This is a genomic window from Rossellomorea sp. NPDC077527 (genome assembly GCF_044542955.1).
GTDB classification, from domain to species: Bacteria; Bacillota; Bacilli; order Bacillales; family Bacillaceae_B; genus Rossellomorea; species Rossellomorea aquimaris_E.
In genome coordinates this window covers 84,309-110,723 of record NZ_JBITVL010000006.1, presented here as the reverse complement: position 1 = coordinate 110,723, position 26,415 = coordinate 84,309, and the positions used below count along the sequence as shown (strand labels likewise).

24 protein-coding genes and 2 riboswitches are annotated in these 26,415 nt (G+C 43.3%); all 24 genes read left to right on the top strand.

Annotation, left to right across the window (positions count from 1 at the left end):
* Window positions 1–3 precede the first annotated feature (3 nt).
* The 24 genes from ACIGG7_RS19560 to ACIGG7_RS19445 all read left to right on the top strand — a co-directional run bounded on the left by ACIGG7_RS19560 (window position 4) and on the right by ACIGG7_RS19445 (window position 26,403).
* Window positions 4–576 carry an REP-associated tyrosine transposase gene (locus ACIGG7_RS19560; protein WP_397550745.1) on the top strand — a complete coding sequence of 191 codons (573 nt, stop codon included), beginning with the start codon at window positions 4–6 and terminating at the stop codon, window positions 574–576.
* A 425-nt stretch (window positions 577–1,001) separates the two neighbouring features.
* Complete coding sequence (gene hpf / locus ACIGG7_RS19555; protein ID WP_224944921.1) at window positions 1,002–1,580, top strand: ribosome hibernation-promoting factor, HPF/YfiA family; 579 nt, start codon at window positions 1,002–1,004, stop codon at window positions 1,578–1,580.
* A 112-nt stretch (window positions 1,581–1,692) separates the two neighbouring features.
* Complete coding sequence (locus tag ACIGG7_RS19550) at window positions 1,693–2,802, top strand: aminopeptidase (protein WP_397550744.1); 1,110 nt, start codon at window positions 1,693–1,695, stop codon at window positions 2,800–2,802.
* A 14-nt stretch (window positions 2,803–2,816) separates the two neighbouring features.
* Window positions 2,817–3,653: a DUF1028 domain-containing protein gene (locus ACIGG7_RS19545; RefSeq protein WP_397550743.1), complete on the top strand. Its 837-nt coding sequence runs from the start codon at window positions 2,817–2,819 to the stop codon at window positions 3,651–3,653.
* Window positions 3,654–3,782: 129 nt separating this feature from the next.
* Complete coding sequence (locus tag ACIGG7_RS19540) at window positions 3,783–4,892, top strand: YecA family protein (RefSeq protein WP_397550742.1); 1,110 nt, start codon at window positions 3,783–3,785, stop codon at window positions 4,890–4,892.
* A gap of 381 nt (window positions 4,893–5,273) precedes the next feature.
* The gene (gene secA, locus ACIGG7_RS19535) at window positions 5,274–7,784 is read left to right on the top strand and encodes a preprotein translocase subunit SecA (protein WP_397550741.1); all 2,511 of its coding nucleotides are present in this window, start codon (window positions 5,274–5,276) and stop codon (window positions 7,782–7,784) included.
* 187 nt (window positions 7,785–7,971) lie between these two features.
* Window positions 7,972–9,073, top strand: a protein-coding gene (gene prfB / locus ACIGG7_RS19530; protein ID WP_201715997.1) for a peptide chain release factor 2 whose coding sequence is annotated in 2 segments (ribosomal slippage) — window positions 7,972–8,043 and window positions 8,045–9,073 — 1,101 coding nt in all. Because the reading frame shifts where the segments join, the coding sequence is not laid out codon by codon here.
* Window positions 9,074–9,502: 429 nt separating this feature from the next.
* A complete protein-coding gene (locus ACIGG7_RS19525; protein WP_224944910.1) occupies window positions 9,503–10,375 on the top strand; it encodes a YitT family protein in 873 nt (290 codons plus the stop codon).
* Window positions 10,376–10,457: 82 nt separating this feature from the next.
* Complete coding sequence (cccB, locus tag ACIGG7_RS19520; RefSeq protein WP_397550740.1) at window positions 10,458–10,772, top strand: cytochrome c551; 315 nt, start codon at window positions 10,458–10,460, stop codon at window positions 10,770–10,772.
* A gap of 558 nt (window positions 10,773–11,330) precedes the next feature.
* Window positions 11,331–12,017: a cell division ATP-binding protein FtsE gene (gene ftsE, locus ACIGG7_RS19515; RefSeq protein ID WP_397550739.1), complete on the top strand. Its 687-nt coding sequence runs from the start codon at window positions 11,331–11,333 to the stop codon at window positions 12,015–12,017.
* Window positions 12,007–12,891: a permease-like cell division protein FtsX gene (gene ftsX, locus ACIGG7_RS19510; protein ID WP_397550738.1), complete on the top strand. Its 885-nt coding sequence runs from the start codon at window positions 12,007–12,009 to the stop codon at window positions 12,889–12,891. The genes ftsE and ftsX overlap by 11 nt, the downstream gene beginning before the upstream one ends.
* A gap of 39 nt (window positions 12,892–12,930) precedes the next feature.
* The gene (locus tag ACIGG7_RS19505) at window positions 12,931–14,253 is read left to right on the top strand and encodes a murein hydrolase activator EnvC family protein (protein WP_397550737.1); all 1,323 of its coding nucleotides are present in this window, start codon (window positions 12,931–12,933) and stop codon (window positions 14,251–14,253) included.
* Window positions 14,254–14,397: 144 nt separating this feature from the next.
* Window positions 14,398–14,485, top strand: a riboswitch (cyclic di-GMP riboswitch).
* Between the two features lie 126 nt (window positions 14,486–14,611).
* Window positions 14,612–14,848 (top strand): hypothetical protein, encoded by a 237-nt coding sequence (locus tag ACIGG7_RS19500; RefSeq protein WP_397550736.1) that lies wholly within the window; start codon window positions 14,612–14,614, stop codon window positions 14,846–14,848.
* Window positions 14,849–15,094: 246 nt separating this feature from the next.
* Window positions 15,095–15,673: a class I SAM-dependent methyltransferase gene (locus ACIGG7_RS19495; RefSeq protein ID WP_397550735.1), complete on the top strand. Its 579-nt coding sequence runs from the start codon at window positions 15,095–15,097 to the stop codon at window positions 15,671–15,673.
* Window positions 15,674–15,688: 15 nt separating this feature from the next.
* Entirely contained in the window at window positions 15,689–16,303 is a 615-nt protein-coding gene (locus ACIGG7_RS19490) for a hypothetical protein (protein WP_397550734.1), read from the top strand.
* Entirely contained in the window at window positions 16,296–16,877 is a 582-nt protein-coding gene (locus tag ACIGG7_RS19485) for a peroxiredoxin family protein (protein WP_397550733.1), read from the top strand. Before ACIGG7_RS19490 ends, ACIGG7_RS19485 begins: the two co-directional genes overlap by 8 nt.
* Before the next feature lie 74 nt (window positions 16,878–16,951).
* The gene (locus ACIGG7_RS19480) at window positions 16,952–17,332 is read left to right on the top strand and encodes a DUF302 domain-containing protein (RefSeq protein WP_397550732.1); all 381 of its coding nucleotides are present in this window, start codon (window positions 16,952–16,954) and stop codon (window positions 17,330–17,332) included.
* A 129-nt stretch (window positions 17,333–17,461) separates the two neighbouring features.
* Complete coding sequence (locus ACIGG7_RS19475; RefSeq protein WP_224944892.1) at window positions 17,462–18,601, top strand: trans-sulfuration enzyme family protein; 1,140 nt, start codon at window positions 17,462–17,464, stop codon at window positions 18,599–18,601.
* An 87-nt stretch (window positions 18,602–18,688) separates the two neighbouring features.
* A riboswitch (SAM riboswitch) is annotated at window positions 18,689–18,807 on the top strand.
* A 241-nt stretch (window positions 18,808–19,048) separates the two neighbouring features.
* Window positions 19,049–20,344, top strand: coding sequence for an O-acetylhomoserine aminocarboxypropyltransferase/cysteine synthase family protein (locus ACIGG7_RS19470; protein WP_397550731.1), 1,296 nt, complete (start codon window positions 19,049–19,051; stop codon window positions 20,342–20,344).
* Window positions 20,345–20,607: 263 nt separating this feature from the next.
* Window positions 20,608–21,681: a homoserine O-acetyltransferase MetX gene (gene metX, locus ACIGG7_RS19465; protein WP_397550730.1), complete on the top strand. Its 1,074-nt coding sequence runs from the start codon at window positions 20,608–20,610 to the stop codon at window positions 21,679–21,681.
* A gap of 173 nt (window positions 21,682–21,854) precedes the next feature.
* Window positions 21,855–23,312 carry a S41 family peptidase gene (locus tag ACIGG7_RS19460; protein WP_397550729.1) on the top strand — a complete coding sequence of 486 codons (1,458 nt, stop codon included), beginning with the start codon at window positions 21,855–21,857 and terminating at the stop codon, window positions 23,310–23,312.
* Window positions 23,313–23,558: 246 nt separating this feature from the next.
* Window positions 23,559–24,221: a sugar transferase gene (locus tag ACIGG7_RS19455; RefSeq protein ID WP_397550728.1), complete on the top strand. Its 663-nt coding sequence runs from the start codon at window positions 23,559–23,561 to the stop codon at window positions 24,219–24,221.
* A gap of 30 nt (window positions 24,222–24,251) precedes the next feature.
* Window positions 24,252–25,598: a tyrosine-protein kinase domain-containing protein gene (locus tag ACIGG7_RS19450; protein WP_397550727.1), complete on the top strand. Its 1,347-nt coding sequence runs from the start codon at window positions 24,252–24,254 to the stop codon at window positions 25,596–25,598.
* Between the two features lie 25 nt (window positions 25,599–25,623).
* Entirely contained in the window at window positions 25,624–26,403 is a 780-nt protein-coding gene (locus ACIGG7_RS19445; protein ID WP_397550726.1) for a tyrosine-protein phosphatase, read from the top strand.
* The last annotated feature ends 12 nt before the right edge of the window (window positions 26,404–26,415 follow it).

Sequence of the window (26,415 nt, the reverse complement as noted above, 5' to 3'; positions counted from 1 at the left end):
TATATGACAAGAAACCTTAGAGTTTGGTATCCAGGAGCCATTTATCACATTACTGCACGTGGAAACAGAAAAAATAATCTATTTCGGGATAGAAAAGATTACAATCATTATGTAGGTTTAATGCAAAGAGCGAAAGAAAAAACCCCATTCCTTCTCCACTCCTATTGCCTCATGCCGAATCATGTTCACCTCATTATTGGAACACTCAATGATTCTCCTTCAGACATTATCCATTATATTCACTCCATTTATGCCAGATACTTTAACCGAAAATACGATTATGTAGGACATGTGTTTCAGGATCGATACTACGCCAAATTAATTAAGAACTCTAAGCAATTGATTGATACGAGCAGTTACGTTCATTTAAATCCAGTGAAGTCGAAATACTCAAAGAAACCAGAAGACTATCATTGGAGCAGCTACAAAAGCTATATAGCCGCCGGTAACAAGTCAATTGTTGATACTCAAAAGATTCTTTCGTATCTGGGAGATTCCCCATATGAAAAGTATAAATTTTATGTAGAAATGAAATTTAAAATTAAGGATTGGAACCAGCCAATTTCAAAATCCTGATTTCAATTTGTACCAGGTACATTTGTGAATTATTGTACCAGGTACAAAGAGATCATATTGTACCAGGTACAACGAGACCATAATGTACCTGGTACATTCCAATCCATCTGTACCTGGTACACAACCTATTTACACAACCGCCACAAAACCTCCCCAAACTCTCCACAAAACCTCCACATCCCCACCGTCTAATCCCCCGATAAAGTGAGATAATATAACTATAAAGAGTGCCGGGTGAACCCTAAAAACACTCGCAACCCTCACCTCACTCTAAACATTCTCCACCCCCTTCTCCATCAACATTTTCGACACTACATTACAAACTTTACGAAAAATTGACAAAAAATTAAGAAAGTTTAAGAAGGATTATTTAAGGGAATGGAGAATATATAAACATAGCTTTATTTTTAAAAGGAGGAGTTTACATGTTGAACTACAACATTCGAGGCGAGAACATTGAGGTAACTCCAGCGATTCGCGAACACGTGGAGAAGAAGATTGGCAAGTTAGATCGTTACTTTAATGAAACTCCTGATGCAAATGTACATGTTAATTTAAAAGTGTATCCTGATAAAAATACGAAAACTGAAGTGACTATTCCAATGCCGCATTTAGTGCTACGAGCAGAGGAACGCAACACAGATATGTATGCGGCCATTGATCTGATAGTAGATAAATTGGAGCGTCAAATTCGCAAACATAAGACAAGAGTGAACCGTAAGATGCGTGAAAAGGGCAGCCCGAAGGAGTTCTTCGCGGCTCAGGAAGATCTGAATCATGTTTCTCCTAATGGCGCAGCTGCCATTGAGCTTGAGGAAGAGGACGATACGGAAGTAGTAAGAACGAAGCAGTTCAATCTGAAGCCGATGGACAGCGAAGAAGCCATCCTGCAGATGAACATGCTCGGTCACACATTCTTCATCTTCACAGACGCAGAGACAAATGCAACAAACATTGTGTACAAGCGTCGTGACGGTAAGTATGGACTAATTGAAACAAACTAAATTCATAACCTGGAAATCCTGCGGTCACAATGAACGCAGGATTTTTTGTTGATAGGAGGATTTTACCATTTTTTGTCGAAGTTTGAAGATAGACAAAAAAGGGGGAAATGAAATGAGAGATCCACGGTTAGAGAAATTAGCGGACGTACTACTGACGCATTCATTAAAACTAAAAGAAGGGGAGAAACTCTTGATTGCGGGAGAGCATTCAACTAAACCCCTGATCAAAGAGCTTCTTAAAAAGGCATATGAGTTGGGGGGCATCCCTTATTTTGAATTAGGAGACCTTGAGTTAAACCGGATAATGGCTACTAATGCAAAGGCTGAACAGATGATCCTGAGGAATAAATGGGACCTGCAAAAGTTTCAGGATCTTGATGCCTTTATCAGTATATCCAGTGATGCCAACGACGCAGAGATGAGTGAGGTTCCTGCTGAACAGTGGCAGCTCCTCATGCCGCATATGAAGGAATCCAATGATTACCTTATTCAAAATAAGAAATGGGCCCTCTTAAATTATCCGAATCAATCACTCGCCCAAAAAGCAAAGATGAGCTATGACACGTTCTTTGATTATCTATTGGAAGTTTGCACCGTCGACTACAAACAGATGGAAGAAGCTCAGAAGCCGCTTAAAGAGCTCTTGGACAGCACGGATAAAGTACGCATTACCGGTGAAGGGACGGACCTTACATTCTCAATCAAGGATATTCCGTCTGTTATGTGTTTTGGTGAGCGGAATATTCCAGACGGAGAAGTATATACGGCTCCTGTGAAGGACAGCGTGAATGGAACCATTACGTATAATACTCCGACACTTTATCGTGGATTCACTTTTAATAATGTCTCACTTACGTTCAAAGACGGAAAGATCGTGAAAGCTACAGCTGATAAAACGAAGGAATTGAACGATATTCTGGATACAGATGAAGGTGCCCGTTTTATCGGTGAGTTTGCCCTTGGGGTAAATCCGAAGATCAATGAGCCAATGCTGGATATTTTATTTGATGAAAAAATAAACGGAAGTTTTCATTTCACCCCGGGACAGGCCTACGAACAGGCAGACAACGGAAACCGTTCAAGCGTCCATTGGGACATGGTATGCATTCAGCGTCCTGAATACGGCGGTGGGGAAATTTACTTCGATGATGTGTTAATTCGGAAAGATGGGTTATTTGTAATAGAAGAGCTAAAAGGGTTGAATCCAGACGCTCTAATCTAAAGGAGGACTACATCATGACGTATTCCATTGTGGGTTATGACCCAGAAGAGAAAGAGTGGGGGATTGCGGTTCAATCGAAATTCCTCGGTGTTGGATCGGTAGTGCCTTTTGCAAAAGCGGGAGTCGGCGCAGTCGCGACTCAGTCTTATGCGAATACTTCTTACGGACCACACGCTCTTCAAGTGATGTCGGAAGGGAAGACGGCGGAAGAAGCTCTTGACATCATCACAAAGGACGATCCGGAGCGACCGTTACGCCAGGTGGGATTGATTGATGCGGGTGGAAATGCAGCCACGTTCACCGGTGAGGGGTGCTACAACTGGGCAGGTGGACAAACGGGGAAGCATTTTGCAGCTCAGGGAAACATTTTAGTCGATAGGAACACCGTGAAAGCAATGGCGGAAACCTTTGAGGCGACCACTGGGTCCTTGGCTGAGAGGTTGCTCCATGCACTGGATGCCGGCCAGGAAGCAGGCGGCGATTCCCGCGGCATGCAGTCTGCAGCTCTGGTAGTCGTGAAAGAAAACGGTGGATATGGTGGGTTCAGTGATCGATATATTGATTTAAGGGTGGACGATCACGCCTCCCCTATTAAAGAACTGAAGCGAATCTATCAACTCCACCAGCTTTATTTCAAAGAATCGGATGCCGGTAGAGTGGTATTGTTGGAGGGAGATATTCATGACCAAGTGGAAAGTGAATTGACGCGACTCGGTTATGCTAAAGAAAACCAATCCCTCTATCAAAATCTGAAAGATTACCTCCATACGGAAAACTTTGAAATGCGTGAGCAGGAAGAGAATTATATCGATTTAGATGTTTTCGAACATATGAAAAACCAAGGCAAATAGTAGGGAAAAGAACCAGTCAAAAGGGATTGGTTCTTTTTTCTTGTTTTAAAACAGTTTAAGGAATGCCTGAAATGTTATATAATGAACATTTGTGTACAGGACTCGGAGAAGTTGGAGGTAAATACAAACATGAGTACAGTCGGTAGAAATGAACCATGCCCATGTGGCAGTGGAAAGAAATATAAGAAATGCTGTGAAAACGTTGTGAATATAGATACACTGGTGAGTCAGGAGTTGGATGTGCTTCAGGCACAGCTGTATGATTTTATCGCTTCGGCGCAGTCTACAGAGATGGAAGAATCCTACCATCATTACCTGTCCAAGATGGATTTAATGCAGGCTGATCCTGATATTTATGAAATGGCGTTTGTCAGCTGGTATGGAGCGACTCAAAAGGACGCGGATGGTGTTCGTTTGATTGAACGGTTCGTCGATAAACAGCTGAGTACGGTGACTCGCCCTCAGACAGCAGCAGTATTGGAATCATGGAAGAACATCCGAGTGACAGCCGGTACGGTTGAGAAGCTTGATGACAATACGCTTCGTGTCGAGGAAGCCATCACGGGAGACACCCTGGTCGTGACAGAAAAATTCGGAAAACTAGAGGAGAGCAGCTTCTTCTTAGGTTTACTATTACCAAATGGAGAAAAGTACCTTCCATTTGCCCAATACTTCATTTATCCAACCATTGAAAAAGCGGCAATGGAATTAGTGAAGATTCGCTTTGAACAGGGCGAGTTTGATAATCTGCATGATTATCTATCAGGTCAGTACCTGGAAATAGCAGATGTCGGTTTTGTTCTTTATAGTGCGGAGAAGAAGAAGGCAGGGAAAGCATCATCTAAGCTTGCTGAATCAGAGCAGAATTCAGAAGACAATTCCGAAGACTCCATTGAAGGAGTAGAAATTTGGAAGACGCCGGAATACACGGAAGCCATCACATCCCTTCAAACCTTCCTTTCTGAAAAAGGGGAAGACAAGAAAGAAAGTGAGCTCCTCGTTGCCGTGTTAGAAAAGTACTTCTACACAGAACGCCCAACGATCCGCAATCCGAAAATCTATTCAGGAGCAATGGTAGACATGGCGAAAAACATCGACGAAATCAGTATCCGCCACGTTCAAAAAGAATTGGCCGAATACTTCGATGTCTCTGCCAACAGCATATCAAGACGAAGCAAACAAATCTGGGAAAGCTACGAGGACACCGTCTACGAACTACTGAAAGCAGTGAACGCATAACCCGAACTATATACCAACCCTACAAAAGTCGCCTATAATAGGCGGCTTTTTTTGAGGGACGGACCTCCCGTTTTATAATCATTTAGAATAGAAAGCTTGATATAATAACATTCATTCCTTCGAAAGTTTGAAAAAGGGAGGTCCGTCCCTCAAAGCCTTAAGTTGTAACCAATATGGGATAGTGGTAAGATTGATAGGGAATATATCGTGTTTTGGTGGGAGGATTATTGCGTTTTGTAGCGAATGTAAAGTAGAGTGATGGGGATGGATTTCCTGGGATTTTACAGGGATTTCACATATTTCTCATCTGAATCTCATTTTCATTCGTTATACTTGTGACGTTTGGCTCTCATTCCAACACAGATAAAGGAGCGTTTACACATGCTTGGTCTATTAAACAAAGTGTTCGATGCAAATAAAAGAGAAATTAAGAGGCTGGAGAAACTGGCCGATCAAATAGAGGAATTAGGCCCCGATATGGAGCGCCTCACGGATGATGAAATCCGCGAAAGAACAGAGCGATTCAAGGAACGCTATCAAAAAGGTGAAGATTTAGAGGACATGCTCGTTGAAGCCTTTGCTGTTGTGCGGGAAGCGGCTCGCCGCGTGCTTGGACTATATCCATACCGTGTACAGCTAATGGGTGGTATTTCCCTTCATGGCGGGAACATCTCCGAGATGAAAACCGGTGAAGGTAAAACCCTGACGGCGACAATGCCTGTTTACTTGAATGCCATCACTGGAAAAGGCGTTCACGTTATCACGGTCAATGAATATCTTGCCAGCCGTGATGCCGAGGAAATGGGTAAGCTTTATAACTTCTTAGGACTTACTGTTGGCCTGAACCTCAACTCTATGTCTAAAGATGAAAAACGTGAAGCCTATAAGTCTGATATCACATATGGTACGAACAATGAATTTGGATTCGATTACCTGCGCGACAATATGGTCCTTTATAAAGATCAAATGGTACAGCGCAGCCTTCATTTTGCCGTAATCGATGAGGTCGACTCCATCCTGATCGATGAAGCACGTACACCTTTAATCATTTCAGGTAACGCCCAGCGCACGCCTCAGCTTTATATCCAGGCGAATGCCGTTGTACGTACCCTGAAAAAAGAAGAGGATTACACGTACGATGAAAAAACGAAAGGTGTTCAATTAACGGAAGAAGGTATCAGCAAGGTAGAAAGAGCCTTCCATATTGATAACCTGTTCGATATTTCACATGTAACTCTCAACCACCATATCAATCAGGCGCTGAAAGCCCACGTTAGTATGCACCGTGATGTCGATTATGTGGTTCAGGAAGGCGAAATTGTCATCGTTGACTCCTTCACTGGTCGTCTGATGAAGGGCCGCCGTTACAGTGACGGTCTTCACCAATCGATCGAAGCTAAAGAAGGACTCGAAATTCAAAACGAAAGTATGACGATGGCAACGATCACGTTCCAGAACTACTTCCGTATGTATGAAAAGCTGTCCGGTATGACAGGTACAGCGAAGACGGAGGAGGAAGAGTTCCGTAACATTTACAATATGAACGTTATCGTCATCCCTACAAACAAACCAATCGTTCGTGATGACCGCGCCGATTTGATTTACGCTTCCATCGAAGGGAAATTCAACGCGGTAGTGGAAGACATTAAAGAGCGAAACGATAAAGGACAACCTGTTCTGGTCGGTACGGTTGCTGTTGAAACGTCAGAGCTTATCTCTAAACTTTTAACGAAAAAAGGCGTACGCCATAATGTACTGAATGCGAAAAACCATGGCCGTGAAGCGGAAATCATCTTAGAAGCCGGTCAGCCTGGTGCTGTCACGATTGCGACGAATATGGCCGGTCGTGGTACGGATATCAAACTAGGTGACGGAGTACTCGATCTTGGTGGTCTTGCAGTTATTGGTACTGAGCGTCACGAATCGCGCCGTATCGATAATCAGCTTCGTGGACGTGCAGGTCGTCAAGGAGATCCTGGGGTGACTCAGTTCTATCTTTCAATGGAAGATGAATTGATGCGCCGTTTCGGCTCTGACAATATGAAGAGCATGATGGAACGTCTTGGAATGGACGATTCCCAGCCGATCCAAAGTAAAATGGTCAGCCGTGCTGTAGAATCCGCTCAAAAACGAGTGGAAGGAAACAACTTTGATGCTCGTAAACAGCTTCTTCAATATGATGATGTTCTGCGTCAACAACGTGAAATCATCTACAAGCAGCGTAACGAAGTTATCGATTCCGAAAACCTTCGTGAAATCGTTGAAGGCATGATCAAATCAGCCATCGAACGCCAGGTAGCGGCACATACGGCCGAAGAAGAGATGGAAAACTGGAATCTGCAAGGCATCGTGGATTACGTGAATGCCAATCTTCTACCTGAAAACGACGTGACGGTTGACGATCTTCGTGGAAAAGAAGCAGATGAAATGATGGCTCTCATCTATGAAGATGTACAACATCGCTATAATGAAAAAGAAGAGCAGCTAACGCCTGAACAGATGCGCGAGTTTGAAAAAGTCATTCTTCTTCGCGCGGTTGATACGAAATGGATCGATCACATCGATGCCATGGATCAACTTCGTCAAGGTATCCACCTCCGTGCATACGGACAGAACGATCCACTTCGTGAATACCAGCATGAAGGATTCGCCATGTTCGAAAGCATGGTACTCGCCATCGAGGAAGACGTTGCGAAATACGTCATGAAAGCGGAAATCCGGAACAACCTTGAGCGCCAGGAAGTGGCCAAAGGCCAAGCGGTGAACCCGAAAGAAGAAGGCGGAAAAGCCAAGAAACAACCAGTCCGCAAACAGGAAGACGTCGGCCGTAACGACCCATGTCCATGCGGAAGCGGCAAAAAGTATAAACACTGCCACGGCATAACTGGATAAATAAAAGAAATGAGATGATACCTGGGACTTATTTTGCTAAAATGAGTTCCAGGTACTTTTCCGTTTTTTATGGGTGTATCTGTGTAGTCATTGTTTGTACCAGGTACATTTTCCATAGATTGTACCAGGTACAAACAAAAACACAATCCAATCCCAACAATCCAAATAACTATAGAGGTGACCACACATGGAACTATCAGAAATCAGAGCAGAGTTAGAAAAATCAGCTAAAACATTAGCGGACTTCAGGGGGTCTCTTTGACTTAGAAAACAAAGAGGCAAGAATCCAGGAGCTGGACGAAATCATGGTCCAGCCCGACTTCTGGGATGACCAGCAAAAAGCACAAGGGCTCATCAATGAAGGAAACGGATTAAAAGATCTTGTCAATGAATACAAATCATTGCTTGAATCCCAGGAAAACCTGGAATTGACTCTTGAACTGGTCAAAGAAGAACCAGACGAAGAACTTCAAAAAGACCTTGAAGAGGAACTTGGTGACCTGGTCAAACGATTAAATGACTACGAGCTTCAGCTTCTCCTCAGTGAAGAACATGATAAAAACAACGCGATCCTTGAACTGCATCCAGGTGCAGGTGGAACCGAGTCACAGGACTGGGGTTCCATGCTTCTACGCATGTACACTCGTTGGGGTGAGAAGCGTGGATTCAAGGTGGAAACACTCGATTATCTTCCAGGGGATGAAGCGGGAATCAAGAGTGTAACGTTAGCGATTAAGGGCCACAACGCATATGGTTACTTAAAAGCTGAAAAAGGCGTACACCGTCTTGTGCGTATCTCACCATTTGATTCCTCGGGACGTCGTCACACTTCTTTCGTGTCTTGTGAGGTCATGCCGGAATTCAATGAGGAAATCGAAATCGACATCCGTACGGAAGATCTGAAAATCGATACGTACCGTGCAAGTGGAGCAGGTGGACAGCACATCAATACAACCGACTCAGCCGTCCGTATTACTCACTTACCGACTAACGTTGTTGTAACGTGTCAGTCAGAACGTTCGCAAATCAAGAACCGTGAATCAGCCATGAAAATGCTGAAAGCGAAGCTTTATCAAAAGCGGATCGAAGAACAAGAGCAGGAGCTTGCTGAAATTCGTGGAGAGCAAAAGGAAATCGGTTGGGGAAGCCAGATCCGTTCCTACGTCTTCCATCCATACTCCATGGTCAAAGACCACAGAACCAACACAGAATCAGGAAACGTACAGGGCGTAATGGATGGAGACATCGATCCATTCATCAATGCCTACCTGAGATCCAAAATAAAATAAGTACCCCGCAACCGACCTTCCCTCTGGGAAGGTCGGTTTTTCTTTGGGATGCGAGGGACGGACCTCTAAAGGTATATATTTGTTTCGTTTTGCACCCTTCACAGAGGTCCGTCCCTCAAACAAACACCATATCAACAACCTCATTCCATTAATGCTTTAACACGTTATTGGACTGTTATTTACACCTTTGTATGCCCATGCTATACTCTCAAAGGTTGATGTAGAGGGAATGAGAGCAATTAATTTCCTTGATATGCATCACTTTATTTACTTGTAGTCATTCAAATTGAGTGTGCAGATTCGTCATTGATTGTATATTTCTTCACAAGAACGGTGTCCTGATTAAGAGGTCCGTCCCTGAAGAGCATTGCATCAAAGGGAGGGTTTGTACTCATACTATTAATACATAGGTTAAAGGAGTCGTACTGGATGGGTTTGAAGGAAAGGCGTCGTGAACAGGTATTTAATCCACGGAAAGAAAAGTTGTTAGAGTATTTGTTTGTTGTGTTTGGGTCGACGATTGTGGCCATTGCGTTTAATGTGTTCTTGCTTCCAAATGAGGTTGCCTCCGGAGGGGTGAGCGGGATATCGACCATCTTGAATGGACTGTTTGACTGGAAGCCCGCATATGTACAATGGGCATTTAACATTCCGTTATTCATAGCAGGTCTGATCTTTCTAGGGCTGCAATTCGGTGTCAAAACAGCCATTGGAACTGTGTTTCTACCACTTGTCGTATTCTTGACTGAAGACTGGAAACCTTGGACGGAAGACCCGCTGCTTGGTGCCCTTTTTGGAGGAATCGGTGTAGGTCTTGGTTTAGGGATTGTGTTCCGGGGAAGGGCTTCAACTGGAGGGACGGACCTTGCCGCGCAGATTGTCAACAAGTTCACTGGACTGTCACTTGGGACTTGTGTAGCCCTCATCGATGGAATGATCGTTCTTTCGGCAGCTATCGTCTATGATATCGAACGGGGGTTATATGCCCTTATCGGTTTATATGTCACAAGTAAAACGATCGATCTCGTCCAGGTTGGAATAAGCAGGTCCAAAATGGCACTGATCATCACCAACCGTCAGGAAGAGGTTCGCGAAGGAATTTTGAATAAAATCGACCGCGGGGTGACAAAACTATCTGCATACGGTGGGTATACAGATGATGAGCGCCCGATCCTCATGTGTGTTGTCGATCAAACAGAATTCACAAAACTGAAACAACTGGTTAAAACCATTGATTCTTCTGCCTTTGTCGTCACTATGGACGCTTCTGAAGTATTGGGGGAAGGTTTCAAACGGGTTTAAACTTGGTATAATTATGTAAGAGAGGAACGGACTTCTCATCACATCCGCGACTCTGAAAAATGTTTTCCGAGGGGGATAATAAATGAAGAAAAAGCTACTTGGTGTTCTATTTGGCGCTTCATTGGTACTTGCCGCATGTGGCGGTGACGGCGGCGACAGTACAGAAACAAGCTCCGGTGGAGTGGACCCTGAAAAAATCGTCAACAATAAATGCACCAGCTGCCATGGGGGGAACCTTGAAGGCGGAATGGGACCAGCCCTGAAAAACATCGGTGCTGAATTAAGCAAAGATCAAATCCTTGAAACCATCAAAAATGGTAAAGGTCAAATGCCTCCTGGACTCATTGAAGGTGATGAAGCAGAGGCTGTGGCTGAGTGGTTATCGAAAAAGAAATAAGATCAGAAGGAGAATCCGAGAATGGGTTCTTCTTTTTTTCTGCAAATGAGGCAGCAAATCTTGCACTGCTCAACATTTTCTTATAATGGTAGTTTACCCACAGGTATTTTCTATTCCTTCTTTAAGTGTTTGTTACAGAAGTTTTTCTAATTACATCCTTAAACCCTTGTTTATTTAAACGCTCCCATTTATAACCTAGTAACTTAATAGGAATGGCATCAGCTTCATGTTTTTCTCTTTATAAACCTAAAACTTTAGAATGTAGTATTAGTACCTGATAATAGGTTATAATACCTATATTTTCGTCTTTATATAGGTAAAATCGACAATAAAACAGGTAAAAAATTCACATTTTTTCACGTTCTGAAATGAAAATGTAATAATTTTTTTCCTTAACTTACTATAAAGTGATGTTATAATTATTTTCGGAAGCGTAATTCGAGTTTTTTCACCATTTTTTGTCTAATGGTGGTAAAGACGACTTCGGTTACGTGCCATGTACATATGTCGAAAACAGCCAAGAGGGTAACTACATAATACAAATTAGGTGATTTTAAAATGATAGAAATGAAAGACGTCTACAAGCAGTACAGCAACGGTGTCATGGCTGCTAATGGCTTTAACGTCCACATTAAGCAAGGTGAGTTTGTGTATGTTGTGGGTCCAAGCGGCGCCGGGAAATCTACGTTCATCAAAATGATGTACCGCGAAGAACGTCCTTCCAAAGGAGATATCATTGTAAATGGTATTAATCTCGCAAAACTGAAAAATAGTAGAGTTCCATACTTAAGAAGAAATGTGGGGGTTGTATTTCAGGATTTCAAGCTTCTAACATCGCTTACAATCTATGAAAATATTGCCTTTGCACTTGAAGTAATAGAAGAGCATCCAAAGCAAATTAAGAAGAGAGTCATGGAAGTATTGGATTTGGTAGGACTTAAGCATAAAGCAAGAATGCTGCCGAATGAGTTATCAGGAGGGGAACAGCAGCGTGTATCGATTGCGCGTTCAATTGTAAATACGCCTAAGCTTGTCATTGCAGACGAGCCTACAGGTAATCTTGATCCCGAAACATCTTGGGATATCATGAACATCTTTGAAGAAATCAGTAACCGTGGTACAACGGTTATTATGGCTACACATAACCGTGAAATCGTAAATACTATCAAGCATCGGGTAATTGCCATCGAAAATGGCCGCATTGTCCGGGACGAACAGCGAGGTGATTACGGTTATGAAAGCTAGAACGTATGGCAGGCATCTTAGAGAGAGTTTCAAAAGCATCGGCCGTAACGGCTGGATGACCTTTGCATCAGTGAGTGCGGTTACCGTAACATTACTCCTTGTCGGTGTGTTTATCGTATTGATGTTAAACATGAACAAGGTAGCGACGGATATTGAGAAAGACGTCGAAGTTCGGGTGTTGCTCGAAATTGGGACTGAAAAACCCCAGATTGATCAAATAGAAAAGAAGATTCAAAATATAAGTGGAGTCGAATCTGTTGAGTATTCTTCTAAAGAAAAAGAGCTTCAGAACCTTGTTAAGGATCTGGGAGACGATTTCAGATTATTTGAACAAGACAATCCACTATATGATGTGTTTATCGTTAAGGCAATGAATCCACGTGACACTGGGAGAATTGCTGGTCAGATCAGTAAGTATGAAGGTGTAAATGAAGCCTTATACGGTGAAGCCAAGATAGAAAAATTATTTAATGTGCTGGAAATGAGTAGAAACGTAGGACTTGTATTAATTATCGGTCTCCTGTTTACTGCCATGTTCCTCATTTCAAATACAATCAAAATCACTATTGTTGCCAGAAGAAGGGAAATCGAGATAATGAAACTCGTGGGTGCAACCAACTGGTTTGTACGCTGGCCGTTTATATTAGAAGGCTTATGGCTGGGTGTTTTAGGTTCTATTATCCCGATCGCTCTTGTAACAACTGGTTATTATTATGCCTATGGATTTATTAAACCAAAACTACAAAACAATTTTATTCAGATATTAGATTTTACCCCCTTTATCTATCAAGTAAACGGATTAATTCTATTGATGGGTTGCCTCATCGGGGCCTGGGGAAGCTTTATGTCTGTACGTAAATTCTTAAAAGTGTAAAATTTGATAGGTTGATAGAAGCTGAAAGGAGCATGCCGCTTGAACAAGAAGTATTTTGTATCATTATCTATTGCAGCAGCATTAACAATCGGAAGTCTACCAACGTTAGCTACAACTGCTAGCGCTAACTCCTCCGTGGAGGACTTAAAGAAACAGCAGGGCGATGTTTCTTCTAAAAAAGAAGAGGTCAATGGCAAGATTGATGAGAAAAAATCACAAATTGATCAAAACATCAATAAACAAAAAGATATCCAAGCTCAAATCACTGAAATCAGTACGAAGTTAAAAGATACAGAAACAAAAATTGTGGAAAAGTCAAAAGAAATTGATGAAACCACTGCAGAAATTAATGAGCTAAAGAAAGATATCAAAGAACTAAAAGAAAAAATCAAAGAGCGAAACGAACTTTTAAAAGAACGTGCCCGTGCTATCCAGGAAAAGGGCGGATCTGCTAATTATTTAGATGTACTTCTTGGAGCGGAAAGCTTTGGTGACTTTATCAACCGTGTAACAGCAGTTAATACGATTGTCAACGCAGATAAAAAGATCATGGATGAGCAAAAACGAGATCAAGCTGAATTAGAAAAGAAGCAGGCTCAAGTAGAAAAGAAACTTGAATCACTTGAAAGTGCAAAAGCGAATCTTGAATCATTAAAACAGGACCTGAACAGCCAAAAAGCTAAAAAGGCTCAATTGTTTAAACAATTAGAAGCTCAACAAGCAACATTAAAAGTTGAAAAAGCCGATCTTGAAAAAGAATCGGAAGAACTTTCTCAAATGGAGCACCAGCTTGAAGGTGAAATCCAGGCAGAGCAAGCCCGTTTAGCAGAACTTGCCCGTCAGCGTGAAATCGAACGTAAACGTCAGGCAGAAGCTGAAGCAGCTAAGCGCGCAGAGGCTACATCAAGCAACAGTGGTGGCTCATCATCAACCCCAAGTACACCAGTAAGTTCAGGTGCTTGGACGGCTCCAGCTCATGGAACAATCACAACCAATTTTGGCTGGGATGTCTTAAATGGTGAAAGAAGATTCCACTACGGTACTGACATTGCGGCACGCGGAAGTGTTCCAATTTCTGCAGCTGCAGATGGATACGTCATTAAGAGCCACTACAGCTCAAGCTATGGTAATGTCGTATACATTACTCACTCTATCAACGGTCAAACGTTCACGACTGTATATGCTCACATGTCTTCATCATTAGTGAGCACAGGACAAGCCGTAAACAAAGGTGACCAAATTGGTTACATGGGTAATACAGGCTTCTCTTTCGGTCAGCATTTACACTTCGAGCTTCACAGAGGCACATGGAATGCATCTCATTCTAATGCTGTAGATCCACGTCAATATATTAACTTTTAAGTTTTGAAACCCCGTTCTCGAACAGAACGGGGTTTTTAAAATATCCTATATACCCACTATATTAGGAAGAAATCATCAGCATATTACGTTATACTGTTTTCATTTCATAATTCTTCTAGTATAATGACACTATATTTATATGATTTTCGAAAAAGGCAAACTAATTGAAAAATTAGGACGCAAAGCCACGGGTCTGCCATTTTATTAAAATAATGATCGCCGGGTTACCGAAATAATGGAAGCAATGAATACTGATTCGAGCATTATTCCAGTATGATTTAGCCTGCCTTTTGGTAGGTTATTTTTATCTTTAAGGCTCGTAATGGTATGAGTTGAACCTGCAAGAAGGATGATAGTATTGGAGTTAGCTAGTATAAAAAGACAATTAAGAAGTTTTTGCAGAAGAAATCGTACGGCACTAAAGTATACCCAGATCGGCCGGTATACTGCGGAAGAAGTCAGTGACATGTTACTCAAGTCTGTCGGTGCTGAAGAAGTTGAAAAGGTTTTACAGGATATTGAAATTATCAACCAGCGCGGCGGAGACAGTGTGAAATATTTCATGCTGATACTGGAAGGTATAAAAGCAGCATAAGATCTTTTCTTCATCGGAAATGGAATAGGAAAATTACATAAAAAATCGTCAATCTAGTTGAAAGGATCCTTCTCTACAAGAAGGGTCCTTTTTCATTAGATAAATTCAACTTTTAGACACACACTCCACCACCATTTCTGTAATAATTCAACTAAGGGGTACACTATGAGTAAATAACTTGATTGTAAGTTGGAGATTTAAGATTATAATACAATGTGGGGTATTTAATGGAACGGAGTATTTTCAATGACGGGACACTTATTTGAACATCACAAAGCTTCAAAACTTCTTGATCCCAAACGACAAGAACTTGTGCCGGTAGACAAAGTTTTAGAACTGCTACAATTAAACTCTGATGATATTGTTGCAGACCTGGGCTGTGGAAATGGCTATTTAACCCTTCCGATCGCTCGAAAGTTGGAAACAAAGGTACAGGCAGTGGATTTGCAGCAAGAGATGCTTGAGTATCTGAAACATCGTGCAACGGAAGAACAGATTGATAATATCGTTTATGTGAAATCATCACTTGAGTATCTTAGCTTCAACAAGAAAACGTTAGATAAGGTTGTATCTGCTTTCGTGCTACACGAAGTACCTGATTTGATTAAAGTCTTTCAAGATCTTCATGATATGTTGAAAGACGACGGGATCTGGCTGATCTTTGATTGGGAAGCGGTCGAATCAGAAATGGGGCCACCCCTGGATGAAAGGATTGCTTCTGAGAAGCTGGAACGTCAGCTCAATTCAGCGGGCTTCACGACAACGGTTGGGCATCTGGATCCATCGGTCTATTATATTGTCGTGAGAAAAAACGTTTGTCGTTGAAGGGAGTAGGGGTTGATGGCTGAAACATGGTACACCATAGGCTCCTTCACTTTCCCGTCTTCTTGGGGAGGCATCCTCGCCTCCCTCATTCTGACGTATCTATTCCTGTATTTCTGGAATAGAGAAGCGAGCGACTGGTATTCAAGTGCGGTTTTTATCTTTATAATCGTATGGAAGCTAAGTGTCATAGTTGTAGATTATCCGATGGTCATCGAACATCCCCTGACGATCCTTTACTTTCATGGAGGCAAGATTGGGTATTGGCTGGGGATACTGACGACGCTGATCTACATTTATTTAAAAAAGAGAGTGAGCTCGACAAACGTCATCACTTCCTGGATAAGTACTGTCGTTTTCTTTGAAATGGTTTATCATCTTTTGGAGCTGGACTTTCTCTTAGCGGTTATACATTTTATCACCAACGGTACACTCCTCGTATTTTTATTAAAAAAATCAAATGGCCCAAAATGGGATCTGTGGGCAGTGCAATTTGTTATTGTCTTTACACTCCTTCAATTCTTTTTTCAATCGATTCTTGAAGGATTTGCTTTTACTACCGTTACCTGGACGTATCTTGCTGTCATGATCTATCTCATCTTACTATATGGAAGGAGGAAGCATATTGAATAAACGGAATTTTGCCCTGGTGATCGTTGCCCTGCTCATTGGGATTTTTCTGGTGAACCTGTTCCAGGATCAGCAGGAAAAGAAAGCAAAGGAAGAAGCGGCGCAATTAGCGAAAGAATCGATGGATTTATCCAATGCGCAGCAAGGGCTGACAAAGGGTGACCGAGCCCCCGATTTCACCTTGACCACTTTAGATGGTGAAAAGGTCAAGCTGTCGGACTATCAGGGCAAAAAAGTAATCCTGAATTTCTGGGCCACATGGTGTCCGCCATGTAAAGCTGAAATGCCCCATATGCAGCAGTACTATGAAAAACATGCGAAAAAAGAAAATGTCGAAATCCTGGCTGTCAATCTGACTTCTCAGGATGACGGAAAGAAGGCGGTCCAGCAATTTGTCGACGGCTATGAACTCACCTTCCCGATCCTCATGGATGAAAAGGGTGATATCGGGGACGATTACCGTGCCTTTACAATCCCGACCACCTATATGATCGACACGGGCGGCATCATTCAACATAAAATTGTCGGACCCATGAACGAAGAAATGATGGGTAAAATGGTCGAACAGATGGAATAATGGAAGGGACGGACCTGGTTTCGTTACATACGCTGTGAGGTATAAGTAACCATGACATATAAAGGAGGATCAATATGTTCCATTACACTAAAGAAGTTTCAATGAATGTGAAAGAAGCGGTGACAGCTGTCGAGAGCGCACTTAAAGAAGAGAGTTTCGGTGTTCTGTGGAATCTTGACCTTGCCGGGAAGCTCCAGGATAAGGGGCTGGACTTCAACGAGGAAGTGGTCGTGCTCGAAGTATGCAATCCACACGAAGCCAAAAAAGTGCTGGAAGAAAGCATGCTCGTAAGTTACTTCCTGCCTTGTAAAGTGACGGTATACACAGAAGGCGGAGCAACCAAGATCGGTATGGCGAAACCGAGCAAGCTGATTGAAATGGTGGACAATGATGAACTGAAACGTCTGGCATTGGACATCGAAAATCGTCTGATCGGCTGTTTAGAAAACGTTTGATCCACAGGGGCCTGTTGCAGTTAAGCAACGGGTCCTTTTTTTATAGAACCGGAATCCTCTCACTCCTCACAATCTTCTGAATATGGTACACTTTTTAAAATACATAGATTCAGGAAGGATGACAGGGATATGAAGTTCACCACCAAAGTCGTACATAGCCAATTGAAAGGAACGCAGGAAATCCGCAGTAAGACAACGCCAATCTATCAGACCTCAGCTTTTTCTTTTACATCACTTGAAGAGCTGGAGGGTTTTTATGAAGGGAAGTCTCCCTACCTCTATACAAGAACGGGAAACCCCAACACTGATGAACTTGGAAAGATGGTGGCGGACCTAGAAGGAGCGCCTGCAGGAGTCGCTACGTCCTCGGGACTGTCAGCCATCCTTGTGGGAATCCTCGCAGTGGTTCAGTCTGGAGATCATATCGTGGCAGCGGAGGATTTATATGGCGGCACGTTCCATATGCTGAAAGAAGAATTAAATTCATTCGGTATTTCCACATCTTTCGTAGATTTTACAAGTGTGAACGAAATAGAGGCAGCAATCACACCGCAAACCAAGTTGCTATACAGTGAGACCGTTACGAATCCTTTTATGCGTGTAGAAGATATTCCCGGCATGGTAGCTTTGGCGGAAAGACATGACTTGAAAACGATGATCGACAATACGTTTGCCACCCCATATCTGCGTCAACCTTTCCTTGAGGGTATTGACCTGATCGCTCACAGCGCTACGAAATATATCGGGGGACACAGCGATATCACAGCAGGGGTAGTCGTAGGTCACGAAGAACTCGTCCAAAAGGCAAAAGAAAAGGTGGTCAACATTGGATCAAACCTAAGCCCATTCGAAGCCTGGTTGACATGTCGCGGAGCCAAGACGCTGGCACTGAGAGTCGGCACCCAGGCACATAATGCCGGGACTCTCGCTGAAGAGCTACGTAAAAATGAACAAGTGAAATCGGTCTATTATCCAACGAACCTATCAGAAAAAGGAAATGGGGCGATTGTGACGATTGAACTTGAGCAAACATGTGACATCAGCACATTCTTCAAATCAATTGGCTGGATCAAGATCATCCCGTCTCTGGCAGGCGTGGAAACCACGGTATCGTATCCGCTTGGAACGTCGCACCGTGCTCTCCCGAAAGAGGCACAGGAGAAACTTGGCATCAACACCCATGTGGTGCGAATATCGTTGGGCATCGAGGATAGTGAAGACATCGTAGCTCAATTTACCGAAGCGATCGCAGTTTCGGTGAAAAAATAAAAAATTCTGAAAATACCCTTGACGTTGATGCTGGTTACCCTTTATAATTCATCTCAACGCAAGAATTTTCACATTGACAACTATATGCTCTTATCCAGAGAGGTGGAGGGACTAGGCCCGATGAAACCCGGCAACCTTCATGTACGCGAAAGGCGTCACATGAAAAGGTGCTAATTCCTGCAGGCGATCTGCCTGAAAGATAAGAGGAGGACCCTATTAAATTAGACCCTCTTCTTAGGAAGAGGGTTTTTTGTTTTTTCCTCTTCTATCTTCTTCAGTATTTGTGCTCAGCAGGAGAATGTTTGGAGATGTTCAGCTGCTGATTTTCTGCAAATGTTCAGCAGGTGAACTCGACCCGATTTTCAGCAGCTGAAAAAACCATCCTATTCAACAGGTGAACAAAAGAAACCTTACGCCAAATCCAAAAAACTCTAGGAGGAATTCCAAATGACCAAATCATTCGATTTCGACACTCTGCTTCTTCACGGCGGCCAAGAGCCGGACCCAGCCACAGGCTCAAGAGCGGTACCTATCTATCAAACCACTTCCTATGTTTTCGACAACAGCGACCATGCAGCCAAACTATTCGCTCTGGAAGAGCCAGGTAATATCTATACCCGCATCATGAATCCGACCGTTGATGTGCTCGAGAAACGCCTTGCCCTATTAGAAGGGGGCATCGGAGCCCTTGGGGTTTCATCTGGAATGGCGGCTATCTCCCTATCCATTCTGAATATCGCCGGTGCCGGGGATGAAATCGTGGCAGCCACGAATCTCTACGGCGGTACGTATAATTTATTCTCTACGACTCTACCGAAATACGGCATCAAAGTCCATTTCGTAGATCCAACTGATCCGGAGAACTTCCGTAAAGCGATTACGCCGAAAACGAAAGCCATATTCGCTGAGACAATCGGGAATCCAAGCCTCCATGTCCTGGACATCGAGGCGGTCGCGAAAGTGGCTCATGATAACCATATTCCGCTCATCATCGATAACACATTTGCCACCCCATATGTGTGCAAGCCAATCGAGTGGGGAGCGGATATCGTCATCCATTCAGCCACAAAGTGGATCGGAGGTCACGGTACGGCGATAGGTGGTGTGGTCATAGACGGTGGTAAGTTTGACTGGAATCATGAAAAATTCCCTGGATTCACAGAAGAGGACAGAAGCTACAACGGACTTCGCTACGCCCAAGATGTAGGACCGGCGGCGTTCATCACCAAACTTCGAGTGCAGCTCCTCCGTGATCTCGGGGCATGTTTAAGTCCTCAGAACGCGTTCCTGTTACTGCAAGGACTGGAAACCCTGCACCTCCGCATTGAGCGTCATACAGAAAATGCCTTGAAGATTGCAGAGCACCTGGATCAGCATAGCGGTGTCGCATGGGTATCCTATCCCGGACTTCCGCAACATCCTTCCTACGCACTGGCGCAAAAATACTTGAAAAATGGATCGGGTTCCATTGTTGTATTCGGGATCAAAGGGGGGAGGGATTCAGGACGGAAAGTGGTTGATAACATCTCCCTCTGGTCCCATGTAGCCAACGTCGGGGATGCGAAATCACTGATCATCCATCCTGCTTCCACAACGCATCAGCAATTAAATGATCAGGAGATCCGTGCTACGGGTGTCACGGAGGATCTGGTGAGGCTTTCCGTCGGGTTGGAATCTGCGAAGGACCTGATTGAAGATCTGGATCATGCGATTGAAGTTGCGTTGGAGACGTCACGGGTGTAATATTCACGAAAATCAGGGGATGGACGCTAATGACAGGGCATACTGGGCCTGGGTATGAAAGATATCAGCGAAAATCTGATTTTATCAGCGATATTTTCAATATATTAGCGAAATCGGACCTTTTATCAGCGAAATGTCAAATATATCAGCGAAACCTGTTCACGCTGGCCATTTCAATGGAATCGAAGACGCCAATCAGCTCACCTTAACGAAAACCGGGGTGCCCTCATCACCCCAAACAACACCAAAAAGGAGGTGGAGGAATGGAGAGCTCATATTCGTACGAAGTCAGCTCCATTACCATCCCATCCCTCACATTAGAGTCAGGCATCACGATGAAAAATGTAAATCTGGCATATGAACGTACAGGAAATAAAGAAGGGCCCGTCATCCTTGTATGCCACGCCCTTACCGGTACCCATATAGTGACAGGGACGAGGGAAGACCGTGGTTGGTGGGATGGACTGATCGGTCCCGGGTCGTATATTGATACCGACAGCTTCAATGTAATTGCCTTTAATGTACTGGGAGGGTGTGAAGGAAGCACGGGGCCGACGTCTCTCAATGCCGAATCCGGAGAGCGTTACGGTTCCGATTTTCCGCACATTACGATAAGGGATATGGTCCAAGCCCAATTTGAAGCGTTAAAGAGGCTGTCCGTCGACCATATCGAAGCCGTGATCGGAGGTTCACTGGGGGGAATGCAGGCGCTTGAGTGGGGAGTCCTGTATCCTTCTTATATCAAAAAAGTCTTCGCCCTTGCCGTCTCGCCTGCATTAAATGATTACGGCATCGCCTTTAATCATATTGGAATCACAGCGATTGAAGGAGATCCCGATTTTCACGATGGGCACTATCCACACGGTGCCAGTTTAAAAGGATTAGAGATTGCCAGAATGGTAGGCATGGTGACCTATCGAACGCAGGAGTTGTTCGATCAGCGTTTCAAGCGGGAGAAGACCAATGAGCAATTTAATATCCAAAGTTATCTGGATTATCAAGGAAAGAAACTCGGGAAGCGTTTTGATCCCAATAGCTATCTTACCCTTCTGAAAGCCATGAATACCCATGATATTGGAAGAGAAAGGGGAGGCGTGGAAAAAGTCGCTGAATCGTATCAATGCGAGCTGATCTCCATCGGCTACGAGGGTGATTTGATCTATTCCCCTCAATACTTAAAGGACTTCACAAACCAAATCCAACTAGGAGAACACTACTTTATCCCAACGTCATTCGGCCATGATGGGTTTCTAGTAGAATTTGAAAAGTGGGGAGGGATCATTTCTTCCCATCTTAATAACCATAAAGTCCAGAAAGTGGTGACGGGTATTAAATAATTTCCTGTCATTCATAACTCGTCCCCCTCGGGCATATAGTTAGATAAGCAAAGACATCGCACCGCCTTAACGCGTTTTTGTGTGGTGTCTTTTTTCGTTGGGTGGAAAGCTTTCTTCTTCATCAGGCTTTTGTCATCCTGACCATAAACAAACGAGTAGCTGGAGGGGAATATATGGAGTGGACGGGCAGAAAGCACATCATCACCATCATCATTAGTATGCTGATCGGTGCAGGAGGAATGTATGGCGGCTTGGAATGGACGGACTTGGCAGGGGACGAGCCTACTCAGTTTAATGGAAAAGGTGAGCTAAATGACAAGCTCCACAAGGTGGAAGTCGCTTATGATCTCATCAGCGATAAGTTCTTTCAAGATGTAGATAAGGGACAGCTCGTGGAAGGAGCAATTCAGGGGATGCTGAAAACCCTGGATGATCCGTACTCTGTTTACATGAATGCTGAGACTGCTTCGCAATTTAATGACGCATTGGATTCTTCCTTTGAAGGGATCGGGGCAGAGGTCACCATCATGGACGGAAAGCTCATTATCGTGGCGCCGTTTAAAAATTCACCTGCTGAAAAAGCAGGGTTGAAGCCGAATGACCGGATCGTCAAGGTGGATGGAAACAGCATCGATGGCCTTGATCTTTATGAAGCAACGTTGAAGATCAGGGGGAAGAAAGGGACAGAGGTAAAATTGGAGATTACGAGGGAAGGACTCTCGGATCCAATCGAAGTGTCCGTAAAACGGGACGATATTCCGGTTGAGACGGTGATGTCGGATGTGAAGGAAGTCAATGGGAAGAAGACGGGTTATATTCAAATTACCACTTTCTCGGAAAACACCGCCGTCGATTTTAAAAAGCAGCTGGCAGAACTAGAGAAGAAAAAGGTAGAAGGGCTGGTCCTTGATGTAAGGGGCAACCCGGGCGGTCTCCTATCAAGCGTGGAAGAGATCCTCAAACAGTTCGTTACAGAGAAAAAACCGTATGTCCAAATTCAGGAACGAAGCGGTGAGGTGCTGAAATCTTTCTCCAACAGCAAGGAAAGAAAAGCATATCCAGTGGTGGTCCTCATCGATGAGGGAAGCGCATCTGCATCCGAAATCCTTGCAGGAGCGTTGAAGGAAGCGGAAGGATACCCACTGATCGGGACAAAGAGCTTCGGCAAAGGGACCGTCCAACAGGCAGTACCGATGGGAGACGGCAGCAACATCAAGCTGACGATGTTCAAATGGCTGACGCCGAATGGGAATTGGATTCACAAGAAGGGGATCAAACCGGATATACCAGTCAGACAACCATCCTACTTCTATGCCCATCCTCTTCAGGTAGAGAAACCTCTGGAAGAAGGCGCAAACAACGAACAGGTGAAAAACGCACAGGAGATGCTCCAAGGATTGGGATTCACTCCTGATCGGACCGATGGATACTTCAGTAAGAAGACTGCAAAGGCGGTAAAGGATTTCCAAATCCAAGCAAGTCTGGACGTCACGGGCGTCATTGATGCGAAAACCGGAGAAAGATTGCAGAAGGAAATACTTGAAGCGGTTCAGAATGAAAAGAACGATTTGCAGTTGCAAGCAGCGTTGGAGTATATAGAGCGGACTGCGAAAGGTACGAAAAAAGAATAGTGTGTGTAAGAGAAAGGTTCTTAAAGTCATGAATCTTTCTCTTTTTTCAGTTTTATTCGGGAAAAAAGAGGGGAAATAGAAATGGGTGTCGAATAATATAACTTAATTTACCAATTTGAGGTTCTAAATGACTAAAGGGAGGTGTGGGAACAATAAATAGATAACAAGTAATGAATATTTAGTCCTTATCCTCAATATAGTAGAATATCATTCAATCTCATTACTTTTTGAAGGAGGTGAGGAATATTGATAGAACCGAATAAAATTCATGAAGAAAGCGTTACAATCGAACGATTGGGTATGAAGTCTCACATAGAAAAGTTGAACGGTAAGAGGGTGATGGATGTCGTCATCAGTTTGTTGTCAATTATACTATTAAGCCCGATCTTTCTCCTCCTATACGTGCTCATCATGCTGATTGATGGGGGGCCGGTCATATTTAAACAAACCCGGACAGGCATCAATCATATTCCCTTTACGATTTATAAATTTCGAACCATGAGGGAATCAGGTGAAGTGAAGTACGGATGGAAGGATAAAGTCCCTGAAGACTTTGTGTTCAAAGGAGAAACGAATCCGAATATTACCACCTTGGGAAAGATCCTTCGCAAAACAAGCCTCGATGAAATCCCGCAACTATTGAATGTTCTGAAGGGTGAGATGAGTATGGTAGGTCCAAGACCGGAAGTACCAGCTATCACCCGGTATTATGATGATCAACAGGAACAGCGATTATTTGTAAAACCAGGAATGACCGGGTATGCTCAAGTAAATGGTCGTTCCGATATCAACCACGGTCAGAAAATAGCCTACGATTTATATTACGTTTATAATCAATCTCTTCGGTTGGATTTTAAGATCCTCTTAAAGACAATCGTTACTGTTTTGCGGCGTAAGGGTTCTTATTAGAGAACCACGGAGGTTGAAAGGAGTGTAGGGGTGGAGCAATCATTTAATTATCAAGTTATTTTAAAAGAGTTAAAAAACGGTTCGAAATTCATTTTCCTTACCACATTACTCACGACGGTCCTGGGGGCACTCATCACGTTTTTCTGGCTTTCTCCTATGTATGAATCCAAGACAGATCTCTTGGTCAATGGAACGGTAGTGAAAGGAAATGGTGAAGATTTATCCCTGAATGAAGTGGAAATCAACATACGGTTGATTGAAACCTATAGCATTATGATCAAAAGTGATCGAATCATGGATAAGGTCGAGGAGAAGCTTGATCATAGTATCAGTAAGGAAGAACTTGTGAAACAAACAAGAGTCGTCACCAATGAAAACTCTCAAATCATTTCCATCATCGCTGAAAGTCCAAATGCTGAAAGAGCTGCAGATATCGCCAATGACGTGGCTACAACGTTTAAAGAAGAAGTAAAGGAAGTAATGGATATAGACAATGTCCATGTCCTCTCATCTGCAAGTCCAAGTGAAAAACCAGTCCGTCCCAATAAAATGATTAACATCCTTCTGTCTATGGTCATTGGGTTTATTTTGTCTGCTACATGGGTTCTCTATAGGAAACACTTCGATATGAAATTAATAACCATACATGAGGTGGAAGACGCATTATCCCTTCCAGTATTGAGTGGGATCCCTCATATGAAGAAAGCTAAAAAGATGGGAGGGGATTTATCTCAGCACTTATTAAAAGCAGGAGAGGTACATTCCCCACTAGCAGAAGCTTATCGTTCTCTAAGGACGATTGTTCAGTACAAGACGAGAGCCAATGCTTCTTCTGCATTAATGGTGACAAGTAAGCATCCAAACGAAGGGAAATCATTGACCAGTGCAAACCTGGCGATTGTCATGGCACTGGACAATAAGAAAACGGTGTACATCGATTGCGATTTAAGGAGACCGGATGGGCAATTCCTCTTCGGTGTCAGTAGCAGAAAAGGGGTTACTTCTTATTTAGAAGGATATTCTACAGCGAAAGAAATTGTATCAGGAACGCATATTCCGAATCTTTCCGTCATCGTCGCAGGGATCATCCCTCCGAATCCTACAGAGCTCCTTTCATCCAAGAGAATGGACCAATTGCTGCAGGAGCTGAAGAAAGAGTACGAATATATCATTATTGACAGTCCGCCTATGGTTGTTTCGGATTCGTTGGCATTAGCAAACAAGGTGGATGGATGTATCTTTGTGGTGAATGCACAGAAGTCCAAACGTGATGAAGTGGCCGATGGGATTCAGCAGCTACAGCAGGTGAAAACGGAAATACTCGGTACCATCCTGAATGAAATCGCTCCATCCAAGAAAGTTCAGTATTACTATTAATCGTTTTAACAGAGGAGGAATCAGTGTGATTGTAGATATACACAACCACATCTTGCATGGTATCGATGATGGACCCGGAACTCTTGAAGAATCGATTTTAATGGCAGGACAAGCCGCAGAGTCGGGAATCTCCCATGTCATTGCCACTCCCCATCAAGGGAATGGAATCCATTTTAATCAAGGGGATCGTATTATCCATCAAGTGATGGAACTGAATCGGGAATTGAAGAAGCGACACATCCCCCTTACTATACTTCCCGGAATGGAAATTCATTTATACGGGGAAGTTGCAGAGGATTTGCAGAAATTGGACTCTATTCTGTTAACGCTGAATGAAACGAATAAGTACGTGCTGATCGAACTCCCTAATAGCCATTTTCCCTCCTATACGGAGATGATTCTTTATAAGCTTCAATTGGTGGGATACGTACCGATCATTGCCCATGTTGAACGGAATGAAGAGTTGAGGAAGAAGCCGGAGCTGCTCTATTCGTTATTTCAAAAAGGAGCCCTATTTCAGGTGAATGCGGGAAGTATCTTAGGTAAGTTCGGCAGGAGTATTCAAAAGTTTGCGTATGAATTGATTAAATATAACCATGTTCATGTTGTGGCTTCAGACGCTCACAATCACCATTCTAGAACCTTTACATTAAGTGAAGCATATCAAGCGATTCAACATGAGTTTTCGGCTATGTATACTAACTATTTTCGTGCCAATGCGGTGTATATTGCCAATGGCATGGATTTCACCAGCTTTACACCAGAGAAAATAAGGAAAAAACAGAGATTAATAGGATTCAGGTAATCATGCCGTTCC

What these genes read in the sequence shown, in the direction of transcription:
- ACIGG7_RS19545 (WP_397550743.1), top strand. Translation starts at nt 2,817, where the DNA reads ATGACGTATTCCATTGTGGGTTATGACCCAGAAGAGAAAGAGTGGGGG.
- ACIGG7_RS19560 (WP_397550745.1), top strand. Translation starts at nt 4, where the DNA reads ATGACAAGAAACCTTAGAGTTTGGTATCCAGGAGCCATTTATCACATT.
- hpf (WP_224944921.1), top strand. Translation starts at nt 1,002, where the DNA reads ATGTTGAACTACAACATTCGAGGCGAGAACATTGAGGTAACTCCAGCG.
- ACIGG7_RS19540 (WP_397550742.1), top strand. Translation starts at nt 3,783, where the DNA reads ATGAGTACAGTCGGTAGAAATGAACCATGCCCATGTGGCAGTGGAAAG.
- ACIGG7_RS19495 (WP_397550735.1), top strand. Translation starts at nt 15,095, where the DNA reads ATGACGGGACACTTATTTGAACATCACAAAGCTTCAAAACTTCTTGAT.
- ACIGG7_RS19470 (WP_397550731.1), top strand. Translation starts at nt 19,049, where the DNA reads ATGACCAAATCATTCGATTTCGACACTCTGCTTCTTCACGGCGGCCAA.
- ACIGG7_RS19460 (WP_397550729.1), top strand. Translation starts at nt 21,855, where the DNA reads ATGGAGTGGACGGGCAGAAAGCACATCATCACCATCATCATTAGTATG.
- ACIGG7_RS19490 (WP_397550734.1), top strand. Translation starts at nt 15,689, where the DNA reads ATGGCTGAAACATGGTACACCATAGGCTCCTTCACTTTCCCGTCTTCT.
- ACIGG7_RS19525 (WP_224944910.1), top strand. Translation starts at nt 9,503, where the DNA reads ATGGGTTTGAAGGAAAGGCGTCGTGAACAGGTATTTAATCCACGGAAA.
- ACIGG7_RS19475 (WP_224944892.1), top strand. Translation starts at nt 17,462, where the DNA reads ATGAAGTTCACCACCAAAGTCGTACATAGCCAATTGAAAGGAACGCAG.
- secA (WP_397550741.1), top strand. Translation starts at nt 5,274, where the DNA reads ATGCTTGGTCTATTAAACAAAGTGTTCGATGCAAATAAAAGAGAAATT.
- ftsX (WP_397550738.1), top strand. Translation starts at nt 12,007, where the DNA reads ATGAAAGCTAGAACGTATGGCAGGCATCTTAGAGAGAGTTTCAAAAGC.
- cccB (WP_397550740.1), top strand. Translation starts at nt 10,458, where the DNA reads ATGAAGAAAAAGCTACTTGGTGTTCTATTTGGCGCTTCATTGGTACTT.
- metX (WP_397550730.1), top strand. Translation starts at nt 20,608, where the DNA reads ATGGAGAGCTCATATTCGTACGAAGTCAGCTCCATTACCATCCCATCC.
- ACIGG7_RS19480 (WP_397550732.1), top strand. Translation starts at nt 16,952, where the DNA reads ATGTTCCATTACACTAAAGAAGTTTCAATGAATGTGAAAGAAGCGGTG.
- ACIGG7_RS19550 (WP_397550744.1), top strand. Translation starts at nt 1,693, where the DNA reads ATGAGAGATCCACGGTTAGAGAAATTAGCGGACGTACTACTGACGCAT.
- ftsE (WP_397550739.1), top strand. Translation starts at nt 11,331, where the DNA reads ATGATAGAAATGAAAGACGTCTACAAGCAGTACAGCAACGGTGTCATG.